Source organism: Paraliobacillus quinghaiensis (assembly GCF_003426025.1).
Lineage (GTDB): Bacteria > Bacillota > Bacilli > Bacillales > Amphibacillaceae > Paraliobacillus_A > Paraliobacillus_A quinghaiensis.
The window spans coordinates 1-19,921 of sequence record NZ_QJSH01000031.1; the positions used below are offsets into that span (position 1 = coordinate 1).

Here is a 19,921-nt window from a genome sequence, read left to right on the forward strand (position 1 = left end):
GAAGAGCTCCATTATAAGGTTCTGTGATAGATGAACTTTTTAAAAAATGATTTTAAGAGTTTTAATTAAGGTCGGTCTTTTTTAGGTGCAAATGAGAGTTGACTTATTTACCATTATACGCTGTCACTTCCCGTTTTTTGTCGAACGTGATTTGACAGGCACCTCTACAATCCAACCATTGCAAGGAGATTACGCAAATTCTCTCTTGTTGGTTCTTCCAAAATGACAAAAGGCCGCTCATTAAAATAAATCAAACCGAGAAACAGAGGGATTAACACAATACTATATATAGCAAATAGCTTAAAAACAAAATGATTGCGGTATTTAATCATGCAAAAAATAAGCAATGGCACCACTAATCCTATTGTTACTCCAAACAAATTTGCAATAGCATCTAGAAACTCCGCACTTCTATGTGGTGTCATATATTGACGATATTCTTCTACAGTTCCAACCGTCACTAATACAACCCAAGCAACGCTAATTCTTTGTTTGACAGTTTGTTCCTGCGAGAGAAGCACAATAAATATTCCTACCACTAATGAAATAACACCATAACTAATAAGATGCATCTGTTTATCCATACCAAACATAACGTCATAATTAAGTTCCATTGTCACCATCCTTTAAGTACGTGTTCAAAACGCCGCAAATCAGAAACTTTTAACACCCTCTTTAAGTCAAGTTTAACCATGGCTGGCGAATCATAGACATAGTATCCAACTAACGATTCGACATGAAACGGGAAGTGACAGGCACGCCCCATATGTTATAATAGATTTACTTCTTTATCCCCACCAAAAAAATCCCTTAACGATTGGAGCTCTTCTATGAAACTATTTATTGCTGAAAAACCCTCTGTTGCAAAAAACATTGCTGATGCCTTAAAGGTAAAAGAGAAAAAAGATGGCTACTTTGAAGGCAATGGCTATCTAATCTCTTGGGCATTTGGTCATTTGCTAGAGTTATATGATGCGAAAGACTATGATACAAAAATGGCTCGATGGAAAATGGATAATTTCCCTTTTATCCCAACTTCGTTTCAATACAAAGTTAAAAGCAACCCTCGCAACCGAAAACAACGTGATGCTGGTGCTCAGAAGCAATTAAAGATCATTCATTCCCTTATCCGACGAAAAGATGTTGATGCAATTGTTTCCGCTTGTGATTACGATCGTGAGGGACAACTTATTGGAGATAGTATCATCTATAATAGTAAAACAAAAAAGAATGTCTATCGCTTGTTGTTAAATGAATGGACACCAAGAGAAATACTGCGTGGGATGGAAAATCTAAAACCAAATGAAGAAATGAAGCCATTACTAAATGCTGGAATCAGTCGCCAATGGACCGATTGGGTAATAGGCATTAATTTAACATCGGTAGCAACCCTCAAATTTCAAAAAGGGAGAGGCAAGGTACTAAATATCGGCCGGGTTCTTTTACCAACACTAAAAATCATTTATGACCGTGATACCGAAATTGCACAATTTAAACCAGAAGATTATTTTAAATTAAATGCTACTTTTGAAACAGCTGATAAGAACACCTACCAAGGTACATACACAGAGAAAAACGCTAAATTTAAAGACAGAGCGCAACTAGAAGAGGTACAAAAGCAAATTGCCAATCAAACGGCAACAGTTACAGACAAACAAGTGGAACGAAAAACAGAATATCCACCATTTTTATTTAATCTATCAAACTTGCAAGGGTTTATAACGAACAAACATAAAGGCTGGACATCGGATAAAGTGTTAAAAGTAGCACAGTCACTTTATGAAAAGAAATTCATCACCTATCCAAGAACGTCCAGTACCGCTTTGGAAGAAAGTCTTGTTGGAAAAACTGCAAAGGTACTTGAAGCTCACGTCTCTGATTTACCTTATAAAGATGAGGTTAAATTTCACAAAGGTAAACGTGTGTTTAATAACGCAAAAGTAGAGTCTCATAGCGCGATTATACCAACCTATCTCATTCCCAAGCGTCTTACGAGTGATGAACAGCTTGTTTACACAGCAATTAAAAATAGATTCATCAGCCAATTTATGCCGGCTGCCCAATACGAAGAGACAACAATTCGGACAGAATTAGATCAGGTCACTTTAAAAGGCTATTTTCAGACAAAAGGAAAAGTTCAAATTGTAGAAGGTTGGAAAAAAGTAGAAAAAATTCAATCTAAAGATACCCTCTTACCATTGATAGAAGCCAATACCACTGTTCAACTAATAGATTCAGAACTTTCAACTCACACGACTAAACCGCCTAAAAAACATACCGAGCGAACACTGCTACGCGTAATGGAATCATGCGGTAAAACATACAAAGACGATGAAAGTGAGACGAGTGAAGCGTTCATGGGTGCAATTTTACAAGGGTTTAGCATCGGCACAGCGGCAACTCGTGCAGACACTATTAAGAAGCTAAAGGATGTTGGCTATATTACTACCGAACAAAAAAATCTGACCTGCACCCCATTAGGAAAAAAACTAGTAGAATCCTTTCCCATCACGCAATTATTTGACCTGGAATTTACCGGTCGTTTAGAAAAATCGTTATTTGATATGGAGAAAAGGAAGATTAGCAAGCAGGACTTTTTAAATGAAGTATTTGGATTTACGACGAAAGCTGTTGCAACGATAAAAGAGGCAGAAGCGATAACGATTCGAAATACAGCTACTTCCCGAACACCAAGCAGTACAAAGACGACAACCTCAAAAGAATCACTTGGAAAATGTCCTGAGTGTGGGCATAGCGTAATAGAGGGAGCAAAAGGATTTGGCTGCAGCAATTGGAAAAGTGGCTGTTCCTTTGTGTTATGGAAGAATGACAAATTCCTAGCAACATTGAAAAAAAGGATAACAAAAACAATGGTAAAAACACTGTTAACCAAAGGTGTTGTATACGTTAAAGGTTTAACAAGTAAAAACGGGAAAAAGTTCAATGCCTACCTGCGCTATCAGAAAAATCCAGATAACAAGTACTTCAGTTGGAAAATGGAATTTGATAACGGGCAGGCATCTACTAAAAAAGCAAATTAAAAGTCGGGTGGTACTGGCCGTCGGATTCGACAAAAAACGGGTGGTGACAGGCACCGCCCAATTTTATTCGAACTGAGAGGTTATCGGTTCAGGTTTAGAAAACAAATAACCTTGCCCATATTCACATCCTAGGTTAACTAGAGCTTTTAATTGCTCTTCTGTTTCTATTCCTTTAGCTACGACTTCTAAATTTAAATTGTTTCCCATATCGATCATTGTTTTTATAATGGACATATTTCTCATATTCTCAATATGGTCAATAAAGGACTTATCTATTTTAATTGTATTCACAGGTAATTCTTTTAAAATATGCAAAGAAGATTGACCTGTACCAAAGTCATCGATTGTTGTCTTTACTCCGAGTTCTCCAATTCCTTTTAATACTTCGAGTAAGTCGCATGTATCCTGCATAATACTCTCTGTTATTTCTAACTCCAAAAATTGAGCGCTAAATCCTGTTTCTTTTAATATGCTTTCAAGTTTAGCAACAAAATTCCCCTGTTCAAACTGCTTAGCATATACATTGACGGAAACACTTAGGTCCGAGAAATCTTTATCTTGCCAATCCTTATTCTCTATACAGGCTGTCCTTATTACCCATTCACCAATAGTATTAATCTGTCCAGTTTCTTCGGCGATTGGAATAAATTCTTCCGGTGACACAGAACCAAGTTGTGGATGATTCCAGCGTAAGAGCGCCTCAAAACCGATCATTGCCCCTGTATTTAAATTTATTTTAGGTTGATAAAAAAGCACAAATTGATTTTTATCTATTGCTTTTCTTAACTCCACTTCAATTGTCATTTTACGTGTGATAGATATATTTAAATCCGCATCGAATAAGTGATATCTATCTCCCTTCTCCTTTGCTACATACATTGCTGCATCTGCATATTTGAGCAATTCTTGATAATCTAATCCATCCGTTGGATACATGCTAATACCGATACTAGGTGTAACAGAAATTTCATGATATCCAATAAAAAAGGGCTGATGAAACATATCTAATATAGTATTCGCAGCATCGATACAATCCGTTTTTGAGCTGCCTGGTAAAACAATTACAAACTCATCTCCACCAATCCTATAAACTTTTGCATTATTATTTAAATTCTTTTTTAATCTTATTGCCGCTTCTTTTAATACACAATCACCGATATGATGACCAAGCGTATCATTTATATCCTTAAATCGATCAAGGTCCATCATTAACAAGGCGACCGGGTGCTCTGCTATTTTTGCTTTATGCATGATATGTATTAATTCATTAATAAATGCAGTACGATTCTTTAATCCTGTTAATGAATCGTGATAAGCCAAATACATATATTCACTGGCCAACTTTTTATTTTTTCCCATAACAACTAATTGACGAACAATAACCATTAAAAAGACAACGATTAACCCAATGCTAAGGGCATTAAAATCCCATTCATAACTATAAGAGACTAATAGTATTAAACTAATTATGATAACATAGGGAAACATTGATTCTTTATTTTGGAAATAGTTAATGATTTTCCAGTCTAACTCGACTGTGTTTGTTTTTGTAAACTTACCTGAAACACCGATCATTAACAAAGCGATCAGCCAGATTACGTCAACAAAACCAGCCTGTTGATAACCATCTGTAATCACCAAGTAAGCATAATAATTATCAGCAACAACTTGCAGAAAGAAACCACTAACAATAAACACCATCACTTCCCTTTCTTTACTAAAAAGTGATAAATGAAATAAAATACTAATAACGAACAAGATACTTATACTGATAACGATATACAGTAAAGCGGTAGCCGTAACAAAAGTAGAATTTTCAAAAGTAACTAAAATCGGATTAATCAAGTAATGTACTACTATAGAGATTACAAAAGACATAAAAACAAAAATAGTAAAAATATACTTACTAGTAGAAATAGACGTGTTGATAAATTTGATTTTGTAGATTAAGGCAATTAGAAAGAGAACATAGGCTATTAACCAAACATAAAAAGAAGCTTCTGGATATGCTATCGATCTGTGGATAATGACTGTAAACAACCATATCGCATTTGAGGCGATATAGAACAAGACGCCAATACTTAAAATCAACCAAAAAAACCTTTGCTTATCCATAGTGACACGATATGCTTTATTCAACCATATGAAACTAGCTAAACCTGCAATAATTAATGCAACTATAGCTATTAGTGAGCGTATAAATTCATTATCTTTAAACAATAAGATACAACCATAAACTAAGAGAGCGATTACAAAAATAGAAACGATTGCGTTACGTTTAGTGGACCACATGTTGCCTCATCACCTTTATATAGAATATACAAAGAAAAGGCTATTTCCCAATGGAAATAACCTTTTAAATTCATCAGTTATTGTTATCCCTTGGTAGAACAGCCACCATAGGTAAAATTTACCCTTAGGCCTGTATCTTTGCGTCCTCACTTTTTAGTAAGTTTGCCTTTTCAATAGTAATAATAGTTCTATTGTACCATACTTTGTGTAGATAAATGTAAATTTAACCAAAAAAATAAGCATATTTTAGTAAAAAATCTTACTTTAGAGAAAAAAATCTCTTTTCTTTAAATTCGACAAAAAACGGGAGGTGACAAGCACCCCCCTATCTATCTCATAAACATCTGTGTTGCGTAGTGTCCGTTTTGTACGAATCCTACTCCGATGTGGGTATAGTTTTCATTTAATATATTTTTTCTGTGTCCTTCACTATTCATCCATCCGTTCACTACACTTTTTGCATCTGGATAACCCATAGCAATATTTTCACCGGCTGCTGTATAGCTCACACCAAAATCTTTCATCATCTCAAATGGTGACCCATATCTTGGACTAGTGTGGGAAAAATAACTGTTTACTTCCATATCTTTTGATTTATACCAAGCAACTTCACTTAATTTGCTATCGATTTTTAATTCTGGCAACCCATGTTTTACTCTTTCAGCATTTGTATAGGTAACAACATCTCGCTCAAAAGAACTTATTCCTTGATAGTTTATTTCAGCTTGATTTTCTTCGGTTGTTTGATTACTTTCTTCTTCAGCTACTTTGTTATCATCGCTCTGATTTGACTGCTTTTCGTCTTCTCTTTTGTCTGCTTCATCTATTTCAGACTGTTCTTGTTCAGCTCTTTTCTCTTCTTCAATACGATCTTGTTCTTGCTCCTTGCGTCTCACCTCTTCTAAACGCAATTCCTCTTCTTTTTTGATTCTCTCCTTTTCTAGTCTTTCCTCTTCTAACCGTAACTGCTCTTGTTCTTCTAGTAATCTTTCCTCTTCTTCTCTTACTTCTACAAATCTCACAATATTTTCAGCATCTATTGTTATATCCTTAATATCAACATGTTTAGGACTATGATTTTCATATGTATTAGCTGCCTCTTTCGTATCCTGTCCTAGCAATCCAGACACAAAGAGTACGGAAGCTATTAATATTGAAATAGCAAAAACTATATAAGCTTTCTTTTTCATCTAATTCACTCCAGTTTCTCGCAAGTTATATGTTATTCTAACATATAATTAGATACTGACTTGTATTTTAAGTCCGGGAAAATATGCCCATATTGGAGTGACACTATGAGATTATTAATTGGTCAAATTTGCATAAAAATTAAATCACGATATATCCATAAAAATAACAGTTTGAGGTGCCCTGTATTATGTGGGCATTAAAACAGTTATTCCGCTTCGGTTGGGAACAAGCTTTATCATGCATATTTCCAGTTGTTATTTTTGTATCATTAGCACTTACCGAGCTTATCAGTCTTCCATTCCTTCCTCGCTACGATTGGTTGCTACTTATTTTTCTAGCAACGCAATGGTGGATGGTTCGTTCAGGGTTGGAAACACGGGATGAATTAAAAGTTATCACTATCTTTCATCTAATTGGACTTGCTCTTGAATTGTTCAAAGTACATATGGGGTCTTGGTCTTATCCAGATGAAGGTTATTCCAAAATATTTGGCGTGCCATTATATAGTGGATTTATGTATGCCAGTGTTGCAAGCTATTTATGTCAAGCTTGGAGAAGACTTGATGTACATTTAATCCATTGGCCTAGGTACATATTGGTTGTACCACTTGCAGCAGCTATTTATTTAAACTTTTTCACACATCACTTTTGGATTGATATTAGATGGTGGCTAGGGGGACTTGTGCTAGTAATCTTTTGGAAAACATGGGTTACTTACAAAGTAGGTAGGAGACGATACAGGATGCCACTTATTTTATCCTATGTCTTGATTGGCTATTTCATTTGGATTGCAGAAAACATAGCAACTTTTTTCAGTGCCTGGGAATACCCAAACCAAGCTGATGCATGGTCACTTGTTCATTTAGGCAAAGTCAGTTCATGGCTGTTACTTGTTATTGTTAGCTTTCTGATTGTCGCAACATTGAAACGAGTAAAAAGCACACGAATAGAGGAGTGACTGGTATTCGACAAAAAGCGGGAGGTGACAGGCACCTTGACATTATCAAACATATCCTATAGGATTAGTATCAATTAAATAAATTCTTATCAAGAGCGGGGGAGGAATCTGGTCCTTTGATCCCGCGGCAACCATTTACAAGGTAGAGCTTGTAAAACGGTGCCCAATCCAGCAGACAATAACAGTCTGAAAGATAAGAAGGGATGTCGCTTAAATATTATTTAAATCAGCTAACCCTCTTTTATCATTCAGATAAAAGAGGGTTTTTGTGTTATTAAGAAAAAACAATTAAAACTTTTAAAGGAGGATGAAGATGACAGAAGTAGCAAACAAACATGTTAGAGCGATTCACGCTTACTCAAACCGAATCGGTGCACTTAAAAATGAAAATAAGGTGCGAGATTTCACTTTCACGATTGATGAACCTGAAAAACTGGGAGGTACAAATGAAGCTCCGACACCTATGGAATATATACTAGGTTCTTTTAATGGCTGTATCTTAATTGTGATTGAAATGATAGCCAAGGAAATGAAGTTTTCTTTTAATGGATTTACTGCTGAAACAACCGGGGAAATAGATCGGCGAGGATTTCTTGGTACCGCTCCTGTCAGCCCACACTTTCAACACGTAATAAACACAGTCCGATTTGATACAGACGAAAGCATTGAAACTATTAACCTCGTTAAAAAGCAAGTAGAAAAAAGATGTCCTGCATATAACCTGTTTAAAGATGCTGGAATTGAAATTGAATTAAATTGGAAGAAAGAAGAGGAGGAATAAGATGACTTCATATGGAGTTTGGACTATAGGTTTTGCACTCATCTATACATTGCTATTAATCATTGCAGGTAAGATCTCTAAACGAAAGGCATCAAATGGAGAAAACTTTTTTGTTGGTGGACGAAACTTCAGATGGTGGACTGTTGCCTTTTGTATCACTGGTTTATTTTCTGGTTCAACCTATATTTCAATTGTTGAGCTTTCTTATTTAACAGGGGTTTCTGCCATTTGGTATGGCGTAGCTGAAACTGTACAAGTTTTAATTATTGCCATTTTAATGATTAAATCATTCCGAAATAAAATGATGGTGACGATATCTGGACTAATTGGTGATAAATATGGCAGAAGAGCAAAGGCAATCTCTGGGGCAATTACAGCATTTGCTTTTCCAATGTGGTCAGTAGCTACAGCAATAGCTTTTGCATCCGCACTTAATGTATTTACAAATATCTCGTTATCTTTTTCAGTAGCTTTCACTGCCATACTATTATTCATTTATTTACAAGCAGGTGGCATGTGGTCGGTTGCATTTACGCAGACAATGAACAGCGTTACCTTCTTAATCATGTTAGTAATCGGAACTATCGCCTTTTTCATTAATCCTGGAATAGCTGGACTCCAACAGTTAGCAAGCGAAAGTCCATCAATGTTTAATTTTAGTAGTGTTGGGTTGCAAGTAATTGTTGCTTGGTTTGGTACCTTTTTAGTAAATGTGATTTTAGCCCAAGCAGCTTTTCAAATGGCTCTATCTTGTCGCACCCCAGAAGAAGGTAGAAAAGGATTGATTGGTGCGGCATTTATGGGCATACCTTTTATCTTTTGCGGCATTTTATTTGGTTTAGCGGCAGCTGTTGTCGTTCCTGGAAGCGAACTAGGACTGATTGCTTTACCACAATACTTAATGGAAGTTCTGCCAGCACCTTTTGTCGGCCTATTTTTCTTAGGAATATGGGCATGCGCACTAAGCTGGGGCGCACCTTGTCAATTTTCGGGTGCAACGAGTCTTGGTAAAGATGTCGGAAGTGCTATTAATCCAAACGCGAGTAACAAACAATTAGTTTCGTATACAAAATGGTCCTTACTTTTATTAACAGTTCTAATGATTGTCTTTGGCTTACTTCGAACAGAGCAATCAGCTTGGTGGAATGTACTGGCGTGGACTACTAGAAACTCAGCCACATTCGCTCCTGTAGTTGCTGCATTGTTCTGGCCAATTGTTACGAAAAGTGCGGTAATTAGTTCGTTAATTAGTGGATTCTCATCAGGGTTATTATGGTACCATTTAGGCGACTGGTTACCATCATCCTTCTTCTTAAATGTCCACCCCGTTTGGATCGGAATGACCACTAATGTTGTGACACTTATTGTTGTAACCCTAATATCCGGATATGGCGCTTGGAAGTTAATATTCAATGCTAACATCAAAACGATTAGTTCAATTGGAGCAACTATACTATTAGCGGTAATTACGATCAGCTTTTTCACATCGCTACATGCTATTGGTCTTTCCGGACTATTTGGTTTTGCGACCGTACTCACTCTCTTTATATCTGGAATTATTCTTTTTAAACCGAAGGATCAAGCAGAAGCAAAACAAGCACGTATTGCTAATTAGAAAATTTGGTGCACATAAAGAAAACTTGGCTAGCACCAAACCTTCCGGCGCCGGTGATTGCCTAGTTGCACTTATACTGATTTCCTAAAAATTTTTACTACGTTGACTATTCACCCATGCTAAAATTTTATACTTTCCTATCAGTGCAAAAAAGGAGTAATCAAACCTTAAATTACACGAAGGTGATTACTCCTTTTGTTTGATTCTTTCCCACTCCGAGCCATTCGACAAAATACGGGAAGTGACAGGCACCCCGCTCTGCACTCTACCACATCTGTAGTTGGTTTGCTTGGTCTCTGAGTTCGTCTCTGAAGTCTGGGTGTGCTATGGCGATAAGTCGTTCTACTCTTTCTCTTACCGATGTTCCTTTTAATGCGGCTATTCCGTATTCTGTTACGACGTAGTCCACATCATTTCGTGATAGGGATACGACAGCTCCCGTTGCTAATTGGGGAACAATTTTGGAAATAACTTTGCGCTCATCCGTTCCTTTCACTCTTACGCTTGCGGTTGAGTAAAGTGCAATAAATGATTTTCCACCTGGAGACATTTGTGCACCAACTGCTGTATCCGACTGTCCACCTGTTCCACTAAATTGACGGTGTCCAATAGATTCTGAACAACATTGTCCGGTTAAATCTATCTCAATCGATGTGTTGATCGAAACCATTTTATGATTCTGACTAATCACATACGGATCATTCACCCAACTACCATCATTAATCACTACTCCAGGATTATTGTCAATAAAGTCATAAAGCTTTTTGGTACCTAAAGCAAATGTGGCTACCATTCTACCAGGTAAAAGTGTTTTCTTATTCCCAGTGATCACGCCAGCATTAAATAGGTCGACCATTCCATCTGTAAACATCTCTGTGTGAATGCCGAGATCTTTCTTAGACATTAATTGTGCAGCAACTGCGTTGGGAATACCACCTATTCCTAATTGGATAGTGGAACCATCTTCAATTTCTCTAGCAATATATTTCCCTATTTCTACGTCCTTTTCCGTTGGTTCTGGTGAAGGAAATTCAGGGACCTCATAGTTTGCTTCAACAATATAGTCAATTTCATTGATATGAACAGTCGTATCTCCAAAGGTCCGAGGCATGTTCGGGTTTACTTCTAAAATAACAATATCAGCTTTCTCTACCATTTGGCGTTCATAGGTAGCACTAAGAGATAGAGATAAATAACCATGTTGATCCATCGGTGATGCTGTACCGATAAATACATTGGTAGGTCGATGAGCAAGTCGTTTTGTCCCTGCTAAATGTAAATGATTCGGGATATACGTCACACGACGATCTTTATGTGCCTGCCGCATGGTAGCTGTATAAAACCAACCTTCCATTAAAAAACTATTTTCATAGCCGGGCTTACTAAAATAGTCATAATCTAAAATTGGTAAACATGTAGAAACTTTGACACCCTGCACCTCTTCTGCAATCGTGTGTAGCTTAGAAAGAAGTTCTCTTGGCTCGGCTGCAGCTAATGCAGACACAACATGATCGTTGGATTTAATCATCTGTAGTGCTTCTTCAACAGAGACTAATTTACTTCTATAAACAGCTTCTCCTTTATAAGCAATTGTTTTACTATCGCTCATGTTTATCTCCTCCTTCAGCCTTCCAGTTTCCCCCATTTGATAACATTAGCTGCCCATGCATATCCGATTCCTGCTGAAATCATCGCTAGAACAGTACCATCCTTTACCTTACCTTCCTTCAAAGCTAAATGAAGGGATAAAATTTGATCAATTTGTCCCATATGACCGTAATCACTTAAATAAATGGTTTCTTCTTCTGTTAAACCAAGTAAGTCAAGCATATGTTTGTGCATGCTATATTTAAAATGAAGTACGCCTAAATAGCTTAGCTCGCTTTTATCAATTCCAGACTTTTCAAATGCCCGATCAATACAGTGCATCCAATTATCCATTGATACCTCATTTAAACGATCTTTCATATGTTTTCCATTAAATAACCGTAATGATTTATATGCTTCATCAAGATTTTCTTTTGTAATTGGCTTCTCTGTTCCCCCATACTCTACCCCAGCGTCACGCGCCATCGTACCGTCCGTCATTATGTGGCTTCCTAACAATAGATTCCTGTCATAATTCTTTTTCAAAATTATCGCACCGCCACCAGCTGATAAATTGTACATCATCGACATTGCTTTATCTGTATAATCAACAAAGTCACCGTTACGATACCCTCCGACGATCATGACCGTATTAATCTCGTCATCTCCAAGCATCATATCCTTTGCTATTTTCATTGCGGAAACTGTTGTACAGCATCTTTGTTGTAGATCCAATCCCCATGCGTTGACAGCACCGATTTTTTCTTGGGTATAGATGGCTGATGTCGTTAGTGGATATTCCTTCCACTCTTCTCCAACACCTAATACCAAATCTATTTCCAATGGATCTATCCCTGTTTGTTCTAATGCATCAAGTGCCGCTCGAACACCCATCTCCTGTGTCCCATCATTTTCTCCTGGTACTGGCTTTTGTTTGATTCCCAGTTTTGACTCGATTGCTTCTTCTGCCCATAGACCATTTGTTGCATCTGCAATATCCTTAGCAGTCATTCTATTTTCCGGTAAATAAACACCTGTTCCAACAATACCTACAGTCGGCTTATTACTCATCTATACTCCCTCTCTCTCCTTGCCTGACGTAAATGCTTAACATGACAAACTTATCTATTAAAGTCCTAATCTTCTATCTATTCATCCGTTGGTTCAGTTAAAAAATCAACAATCAATTGATTTGTCTTTTCCGGTTCTTCCATAAAAAAGACATGGCCGCCCTTATCAATTATCTCTAACCGTGACGAGATAATTTTTTCATTTAACATTTCGGCATTTTGATAAGGGACAACGCGATCTCCTTTTCCGGCTAGAATTAATGTTTCTGCTTTAATCGAAGATGTCCAGTTCTCTCCATTAAATGAAGCACCCGCCATTAGTTGGCGTTGATAAGCATATTTAGGCTGTGCGTTTTCTGCTTTACTTTTTATAATCCAATCAATAATAGCTGCGTTTTTGTCACTTGTTTCGGAATGAAGCGCTACAGATACCGCTTCACGCGCGCTAGCAGAAGATGTCTCTCCCCCTTCACCATTCATCATCATTCGCAACGTATCCGGTGGAATCGGAACCGAATTTGGTCCACCAAATGAAGTACTACAAAGAATTAATTTATCAACCATTTTTGGATAACTAACAGCAAATTGCTGTGCGATAAATCCACCCATCGATACACCTAAAATATGTGCCTTTGTAATACCAAGCTTAGTTAAAACAGCGGCAGCATCATCAGCAAACATCTCAATTGAATACTCTTCATCTGGTTTATCTGTATAGCCAACACCTCTGTTGTCGATGATAATCACTTTGAAATGCTTCGAAAGTTCTTTGACTTGCTTATACCACATCCAACTGCCATATCCTAAACCTTCAAGCAATAACAATGGTTGACCTTCCCCATGTATCTCATAATAAAAGTCTATCCCATTTGCTTCTATATTCATTTACCTCTGCCCCCTTTTCTCCGAAATCGATCAGCAGTTCCTAATTCCTTGGAATAAAAAAGCCCAGGTTACCAGGCTTTTTTATTCTTTGGAAAGGAAATGCGTTACTCAAATTCCATAAAGTCAGTCATTTGTTCAAACATAAAGTTACCTTCATCATCTTGAACAACTTTACTAAGTGCCATATGTGTAACACCTTCACGTGAACCATCTTCATACGAAATTTCAGGTGCAAGACCTTCTGTGAACGTTAAGTCATTCATTGCACTAATATAACCATCCCATGATAAGTTATCGCCAGCAGCCTCAAGACCAGCTACAAATGTTTCGGCAGCAACCCACCCTGCCATTGTATATGCATTTAATGGTGCATCCGGGAAATATTCTTCCATAGCTGTTGCTAATGGAGCAATACTTTCTTCTGTCGCATCAACCCAGCCCATTACATGTAAGTTTTTAATTACGTTTGGCGCACCTTGAGAGGCAATAGCTAAGAACGATGCATCAGCATTAGAATACGTTGTGATCATATCAACATTGAAATCTACTTTTTCAATTTCTTTTAGCAAGCCAGAAGTTTCTCCTAGTAAGCCGTAAAGAATAACAACATCTGGATCTGCTTCTTTCGCTTTTTGAATTTGAACCGTGAAATCAGTATCTGCTGCGTTTACTGCAAGCTCTTCTGAAACCGTACCTGTACCTAACTCATTCAACCCTTCTTTAAAGCCTTCTAAACCATCAATACCAACATCATCGTTACGATAAATCACAACAATGTTTTCTGCATCTAACTCTTCTACAGCAAATTTAGACATTAGCTTTCCTTCATAGTAGTAGTTCGGTTGAACAGGAAAGAAGTTTTCTCCTGCCTCTGTAAATTCTTTAGCTCCTCCACCAAAGTAAACGGACGGTATGCCTTCATCTTGTACTGTATTCATTGTTGCCATTACTCCTGGCGTTCCTAGCTGACCAACAATCGCAAACACTTCTTCGTCATACACTAATTCTTCCATAGCAGAAACTGCTTTATCTGGCATAAATTCATCATCTATTTTTATTAAATCGATCGTACGACCATTAACGCCACCTTGATCATTTATCGTATTAAAGTAGGCATCCATCCCAGCATAATAAGGTGTTCCTATCGCTGCAAAGACACCTGACTGAGCACCGACCGAACCAATTTTTATGCTGCTATCTGTTACACCTTGAGCTAATTCAATATCTTCTTCAACCTCTGCATTATTTTCACTTGCATCTTCTGAATTGTTTTCATTATCAACATTTTCTGTGTTGTTTTCAGCATCATTCGTATCACTTGACGCATCCTCACTATCCCCACACGCAACTAGACCAACAAGTAAAACAGACAAGAGAATAAGCATTAACCATTTTTTCATTTTCATTACCCCTTTTCTTTTTTTAATTCTATTCAACTAAGCAAAAAGCTTAGGGAACACCTAATGGCCACCAAGATATGCTTGGAGAACTTTTGGATCTTCCTTGATCTCTGATGCTTTCCCTTCTACGGTGATCTTCCCTGTTTCTAGTACATATGCATAATCACTAATCGCTAAGGCTTGGTTGGCGTTTTGCTCAACCAAAAAGACAGTTGTACCTTGGGCATTGATCTCTTGAATAATTTTAAAAATATCTTTTACAATTAAAGGCGCTAACCCTAAAGATGGTTCATCCAGTAATAACACTTTTGGTTTTGCCATTAATGCTCTACCAATGGCAAGCATTTGTTGTTCACCACCAGAAAGGGTTCCTGCTAGCTGATCCTGTCTTTCTTTTAATATCGGAAAATAGTCAAAAACGATTTGATAAGACGATTTAATGTTTTTCTTATCCCTTCGTGTATAGGCACCTACTTGAAGATTCTCGATCACAGTCAGTTCCGGAAAAATTTGTCGTCCCTCCGGTGCTTGAACAATACCCTCGCTCACCACTTTTTCTGGGGCTAATTTCGATATATCATGATCTAAAAAGGTTACCGAACCACTTGAGGCTTTTAACACGCCGGATATTACTTTTAAGATTGTCGTTTTGCCTGCGCCATTTGCGCCTAGTAATGTAACAATTGAACCTTCTTCTACTTTTAACGAAACACCTTTTAAAGCATGAATATAGCCGTAATAAGCATGAACACCTTCAAGGTTAAGCATCAGCGCTAGCCTCCTCCCCTAAGTAAGCTTCTTGAACACCTGGATGATCCTGAATTTCTGCTGGTGTACCCTCTGCAATTTTTGCACCGAAATTAATTACACAAATACGTTCACACGCATTCATCACTAAACTCATGTCATGTTCTACTAAAACAATCGTCATATCATACTCATCCCGAATACGTCTAATCAGATCGGTCAATGCCTCGGTTTCTTTTGAGTTCATACCAGCTGCTGGCTCATCCAATAACAACAGCTTTGGATCAGTCATTAAGGCTCTGCCTATCTCAATCAGCTTCATCACACCATACGGCTGACCGGCAACAGGATAATGTTCAATCCCTCTGATCCCAAGAAAGTCCATAATCCCCAATGCCTTTTCGCGGATTCGTTTTTCTTCTTTTCTTACTTTGGGTAAATAAAGACCTTGAGCAAGAATGCCACCTTTTGTGTTACTGTGCTGTCCTATAATTATATTCTCTAAAACTGTCATACTCTTAAATAACTCAACATTTTGAAATGTGCGCACTAATCCCACTTTCACCACATCATGAACACGATATTTCTGGAGATCGATATCATTGTTAAAAATAATATCTCCTTCATCTGGCGTGTAGAAGCGACTAATACAGTTAAATACCGTCGTCTTCCCCGCACCATTCGGTCCAATCAATCCATAGATTGCCTTCTCTTCCACTTCAAAACTTAAGCTATCAATCGCCTTTAAACCACCAAAACTTATCGATAAATTATCAACCTTTAGAACGGCCATTTGGCGCACCTCCCTTGCCTTTGTCCACTCTACTGTTTCTTCTATTTAGCAATGCTATCTTTATTTGGGTTCCAATTCGGGCAATCCCGTGTGGGAAAAACATAATGACGAAAATCATCGCAAATCCAGTAAAAATAGTTGCAAAGCTTTTAATACTAGCTAAAAATTCAATGTCTTTAATGAATTCTGGTACCATGACAATGAAACCTGCACCGATGATACTGCCACCGATGGTAGCCAAACCACCTATCACGACCATTGCTAGTAAGTTTAATGAAAGGGTTATTCCCCAAGCATTCGGTTCCGTGAAACGAATTAAGTGCATGAACAAACCACCTGCTATACCTGCATAAAAAGCACTTGCAGCAAAAGCAATTAACTTATATTTAAAGAGACTCACACCCATTGCTTGTGCAGCATGCTCACTATCCCGCATTGCTAGTAATGCTCGCCCTGTTTTCGACTTCAATAAATAGTGGGCAAATAATACAAGTAGTAACAAAATAATCATGCCAAGAATAAAGTAGTGCTCTCTTTCACTAATTTCTAATCCAAAAATAACTGGATTGTCTGCTCTTACCCCAGAGAAACCATTGGTAAATGCGGTCCATTCCTTAAACACTTGTTGGATCGCAACACCAAACCCAAGTGTTGCAATTGCTAAGTAGTGTCCTTCAAGTCTAAGTGCGACTAATCCAAGAATTAAACCAATCACCATTGGAATTAAACCACTCAAAACCAAACTAAGGAGAAATGGCAACTCCAAGTTTCCTGTTAAGTTTGCTGCAATATAAGCACCTAATCCCATAAATGCCGCATGACCCAATGAAATTTGACCAGCATAACCGAGTAATATATTAAAGCCGATTGCGATAATCGCATAAATAATTACCATGTTCCAAAGTGTTAACGTAGATCGATTAATATCTAATAGTAATGGAATCAATGCAACAACAAACGCCAGAATAGTGTATTGGACAGCTTTATTTTTTAATAGGTTCATCAATTACACCTTCTTCCGATAAGACTTTCCAAATAGCCCTGTTGGTTTAAATATTAAAATAAGGATCAATAACCCGTAGACAATTACTGTTTTCCATTTCAATGAAATATAGTAACCTACTAAGTTATCAAAAACCCCAATGGAAAATCCTCCAAAAACAGGCCCAATAAAGGAGCCGAAGCCACCTAACACAGCAGCTATAAATGACTTCAAATGAACATCCATCATCATCGCTGTTGAAATATTTGTAGTCGGAGCAATTAAGACACCAGCAATTGCACCTAATACAGTTGCAATAATCCAGGACATCGAATAAATCTTTGAGACACTAATGCCCATTAATTTAGCTGTTTTTTCATTTTGAGCCGTTGCCCGGATCGCAATTCCTACCATTGTTTTCTTAATAATATAGAATAAAATCCCCATAATCAGTAGCGTTATTGCGATAATAAACAAAGCATTTGGCTGAATGATTACCCCGCCAGCATTAAGATTATCTGCAGTAATCGCTTTTCGGAAGAAGTATGAATCTGTTCCGAATATAGCAGTCGCTAAACCACTAAATATCATGATTAAACCTAATGTAATAATCATCTTACTCACTAAATTTGCTTTTGAAGCAGGACGAATAAAAACTCGTTCAACTATATACCCAAGTGCAACTGCAAATAAAATTGCTCCTATAAAAGCCACTGGATATGGCATGTTGTGCTGAAAAAGCGTAAGTGCAATGAAACTTGAAAACATTGCCATTTCACCTTGAGCAAAGTTAATAACACCGGATGTTCTAAAAATTAGAACTAATCCGAGGGCTGCTAGAGCATATAAACTTCCTGTCTCAAGCCCAGCGATTATATTTTGCAAAAATGCAACCATCTCCATCCTCCTTTTCTCTGTCTCCCTTTTTAAAAACATGATCTTTGACTACATTGTTAGTAATGCAAATACCATGCCAACTTCTTAATAATGCGGTAAATAAAAAGTCAATTTACGCTTTAAACATTGATCCCACTAAGGAAAATATTTTTTATTTCTTTACAGCTACATACCCGACAAAAGAAACCGCTTACATTATTGCTTGTCTTTTGTGTACGGTTTTCATACACATGTACAAATTCTGTACATTTACTCGTTATGAATACCGTACTTGTCTAATTTATCGTACAAAGATGACCTACTAATGTCTAATATCTCAGCTGTTTTCATCTTATTCCAACCAGTTTCCTTCAGTAAATCAAGAATCATTTCTTTCTCTGTATGCTCAATCATTTCTTTTAAAGTTCCTTTTTTATAGTGAACCCGTTTTGACTTTGGTTTTAAATGGTATGGCAAGTGAATTGGTAAAATTGTATCAGAATCAGCTAAATTTATCGCACGTTCCAACACATTTTCTAATTCACGTACGTTTCCTGGCCACTCATGGGCTGACAATATCTTCATTGCATCATTAGAGATGTGTGTCACAAATTTTCCTAATTGATCTGAGAGTTTTTCTAATAATTTATAGGATATAATTTCAATATCCCCTTCTCTCTCTCTGAGTGGTGGAATCTCAATTGCCATCACGTTAAGACGATAAAACAAATCACTACGAAACTCTTTCTTTTTTACTTTCTCTGCTAAATCCTGGTTTGTGGCAGCAATTACTCGTGAATCAATTGGTATTGTTTTTGTACCGCCAACTCTTTCTATCTCTTTTTCCTGCAGCACCCTTAATAACTTTGCTTGCATACCTAATGGCATTTCACTGATCTCATCGAGAAAAATACTCCCGCCATTCGCTAGCTCAAACTTACCGATTTTTCCACCTTTTTTTGCACCTGTAAATGCACCTTCATCATAGCCAAATAGCTCCGACTCCAACAAATCAGCCGGAATGGCCGCACAATTAATCTTGACAAACTGCTGATGACTTCGGTCACTGCCGTTATGTATCGCATGCGCAAATAGCTCTTTACCTGTCCCACTTTCGCCTAAAATAAGCACATTGGAATTGGTTTGCGCTGCTCTACGAGACATATAATTAGCGTGTCCCATTCCGGTACTATTTCCAATAATACTGTTAAAGGAATACTTTGCACCTTGTATTTGTTTTAACTTTTTCATCGCATAATTCAAACCGGATTCTAGTAATTTACTTTTTTCGATCACATCTTTAAATTCATTCATATCCTGAAACAAAACCAAACCAAACCCATAGATGACAACATCATCTTCATCTAATATTGGAATACGATGGACAATTGCCGTCCGACCATTTTCAAATTTATGCTTCCAGGCAATTTCTTCTTTTTTCGTTTGATAGACATACGGAAATCGTGAATTCTTATCAATGTCATTTACTTTTTTTCCGATAATCTCTTCTTTTGTATAGCCTAAAAAATCAGCAAATATCTGATTGATCATGACGACACGTGTGTCTTTATCAACCAAAATCATTGGAACTGATACAGGGTCAAAAATTTTATTCATCATGGAAACAAAAAACTCAGTAAAAAGCTCTTGTTGATTGCCTGAGACGTGATTAAATCTACTAATCATAATAACTCTCCTTTTAG

At 37.2% G+C, this 19,921-nt stretch carries 16 protein-coding genes and 2 riboswitches; of the genes, 4 read left to right on the forward strand and 12 right to left on the reverse strand.

Annotated elements, in window-relative coordinates; genetic code table 11:
- Positions 1-164 precede the first annotated feature (164 nt).
- A complete protein-coding gene (locus D2K40_RS14425) occupies positions 165-614 on the reverse strand; it encodes a VanZ family protein (RefSeq protein ID WP_117157044.1) in 450 nt (149 codons plus the stop codon).
- Positions 615-830: 216 nt separating this feature from the next.
- Between D2K40_RS14425 and D2K40_RS14430 the strand changes: the two genes are divergently transcribed.
- Positions 831-3,041, forward strand: a complete 2,211-nt coding sequence (locus D2K40_RS14430) for a type IA DNA topoisomerase (protein ID WP_117157045.1) — start codon at positions 831-833, stop codon at positions 3,039-3,041.
- A 63-nt stretch (positions 3,042-3,104) separates the two neighbouring features.
- Here the strand turns inward: D2K40_RS14430 and D2K40_RS14435 are convergent, their stop codons facing one another.
- Together D2K40_RS14435 and D2K40_RS14440 are read right to left on the reverse strand one after the other, a co-directional pair.
- Complete coding sequence (locus D2K40_RS14435) at positions 3,105-5,333, reverse strand: putative bifunctional diguanylate cyclase/phosphodiesterase (RefSeq protein ID WP_117157046.1); 2,229 nt, start codon at positions 5,331-5,333, stop codon at positions 3,105-3,107.
- A gap of 89 nt (positions 5,334-5,422) precedes the next feature.
- Positions 5,423-5,510: riboswitch (cyclic di-GMP riboswitch) on the reverse strand.
- A gap of 152 nt (positions 5,511-5,662) precedes the next feature.
- Entirely contained in the window at positions 5,663-6,523 is an 861-nt protein-coding gene (locus tag D2K40_RS14440) for a CAP domain-containing protein (RefSeq protein WP_117157047.1), read from the reverse strand.
- A 188-nt stretch (positions 6,524-6,711) separates the two neighbouring features.
- On the opposite strand from D2K40_RS14440, the gene D2K40_RS14445 reads away from it, so the two are divergent.
- From D2K40_RS14445 to D2K40_RS14455, 3 genes are all read left to right on the forward strand, one after another.
- Positions 6,712-7,482, forward strand: a complete 771-nt coding sequence (locus tag D2K40_RS14445; RefSeq protein ID WP_117157048.1) for a DUF817 domain-containing protein — start codon at positions 6,712-6,714, stop codon at positions 7,480-7,482.
- Between the two features lie 83 nt (positions 7,483-7,565).
- A riboswitch (SAM riboswitch) is annotated at positions 7,566-7,682 on the forward strand.
- A gap of 113 nt (positions 7,683-7,795) precedes the next feature.
- Complete coding sequence (locus D2K40_RS14450) at positions 7,796-8,263, forward strand: OsmC family protein (protein WP_117157049.1); 468 nt, start codon at positions 7,796-7,798, stop codon at positions 8,261-8,263.
- Between the two features lies 1 nt (position 8,264).
- Positions 8,265-9,878, forward strand: coding sequence for a sodium:solute symporter family protein (locus D2K40_RS14455; RefSeq protein ID WP_117157050.1), 1,614 nt, complete (start codon positions 8,265-8,267; stop codon positions 9,876-9,878).
- Positions 9,879-10,143: 265 nt separating this feature from the next.
- On the opposite strand, the gene D2K40_RS14460 is transcribed toward D2K40_RS14455, so the two are convergent.
- From D2K40_RS14460 to D2K40_RS14500, 9 genes are all read right to left on the reverse strand, one after another.
- Complete coding sequence (locus tag D2K40_RS14460) at positions 10,144-11,487, reverse strand: acetyl-CoA hydrolase/transferase family protein (RefSeq protein WP_117157051.1); 1,344 nt, start codon at positions 11,485-11,487, stop codon at positions 10,144-10,146.
- Positions 11,488-11,501: 14 nt separating this feature from the next.
- The gene (locus D2K40_RS14465) at positions 11,502-12,536 is read right to left on the reverse strand and encodes a 3-oxoacyl-ACP synthase (protein WP_117157052.1); all 1,035 of its coding nucleotides are present in this window, start codon (positions 12,534-12,536) and stop codon (positions 11,502-11,504) included.
- Positions 12,537-12,613: 77 nt separating this feature from the next.
- Complete coding sequence (locus tag D2K40_RS14470; RefSeq protein ID WP_117157053.1) at positions 12,614-13,420, reverse strand: alpha/beta fold hydrolase; 807 nt, start codon at positions 13,418-13,420, stop codon at positions 12,614-12,616.
- A 104-nt stretch (positions 13,421-13,524) separates the two neighbouring features.
- A complete protein-coding gene (locus D2K40_RS14475; RefSeq protein ID WP_117157054.1) occupies positions 13,525-14,820 on the reverse strand; it encodes an ABC transporter substrate-binding protein in 1,296 nt (431 codons plus the stop codon).
- A 60-nt stretch (positions 14,821-14,880) separates the two neighbouring features.
- Entirely contained in the window at positions 14,881-15,588 is a 708-nt protein-coding gene (locus tag D2K40_RS14480) for an ABC transporter ATP-binding protein (protein WP_117157055.1), read from the reverse strand.
- A complete protein-coding gene (locus tag D2K40_RS14485) occupies positions 15,581-16,360 on the reverse strand; it encodes an ABC transporter ATP-binding protein (RefSeq protein ID WP_117157056.1) in 780 nt (259 codons plus the stop codon). The genes D2K40_RS14480 and D2K40_RS14485 overlap by 8 nt, the downstream gene beginning before the upstream one ends.
- The gene (locus D2K40_RS14490; RefSeq protein ID WP_117157057.1) at positions 16,341-17,363 is read right to left on the reverse strand and encodes a branched-chain amino acid ABC transporter permease; all 1,023 of its coding nucleotides are present in this window, start codon (positions 17,361-17,363) and stop codon (positions 16,341-16,343) included. The genes D2K40_RS14485 and D2K40_RS14490 overlap by 20 nt, the downstream gene beginning before the upstream one ends.
- Positions 17,364-17,366: 3 nt before the next feature.
- A complete protein-coding gene (locus tag D2K40_RS14495) occupies positions 17,367-18,239 on the reverse strand; it encodes a branched-chain amino acid ABC transporter permease (RefSeq protein ID WP_117157058.1) in 873 nt (290 codons plus the stop codon).
- A gap of 249 nt (positions 18,240-18,488) precedes the next feature.
- Positions 18,489-19,904 (reverse strand): sigma-54 interaction domain-containing protein, encoded by a 1,416-nt coding sequence (locus D2K40_RS14500; protein ID WP_117157059.1) that lies wholly within the window; start codon positions 19,902-19,904, stop codon positions 18,489-18,491.
- Between the last annotated feature and the right edge of the window lie 17 nt (positions 19,905-19,921).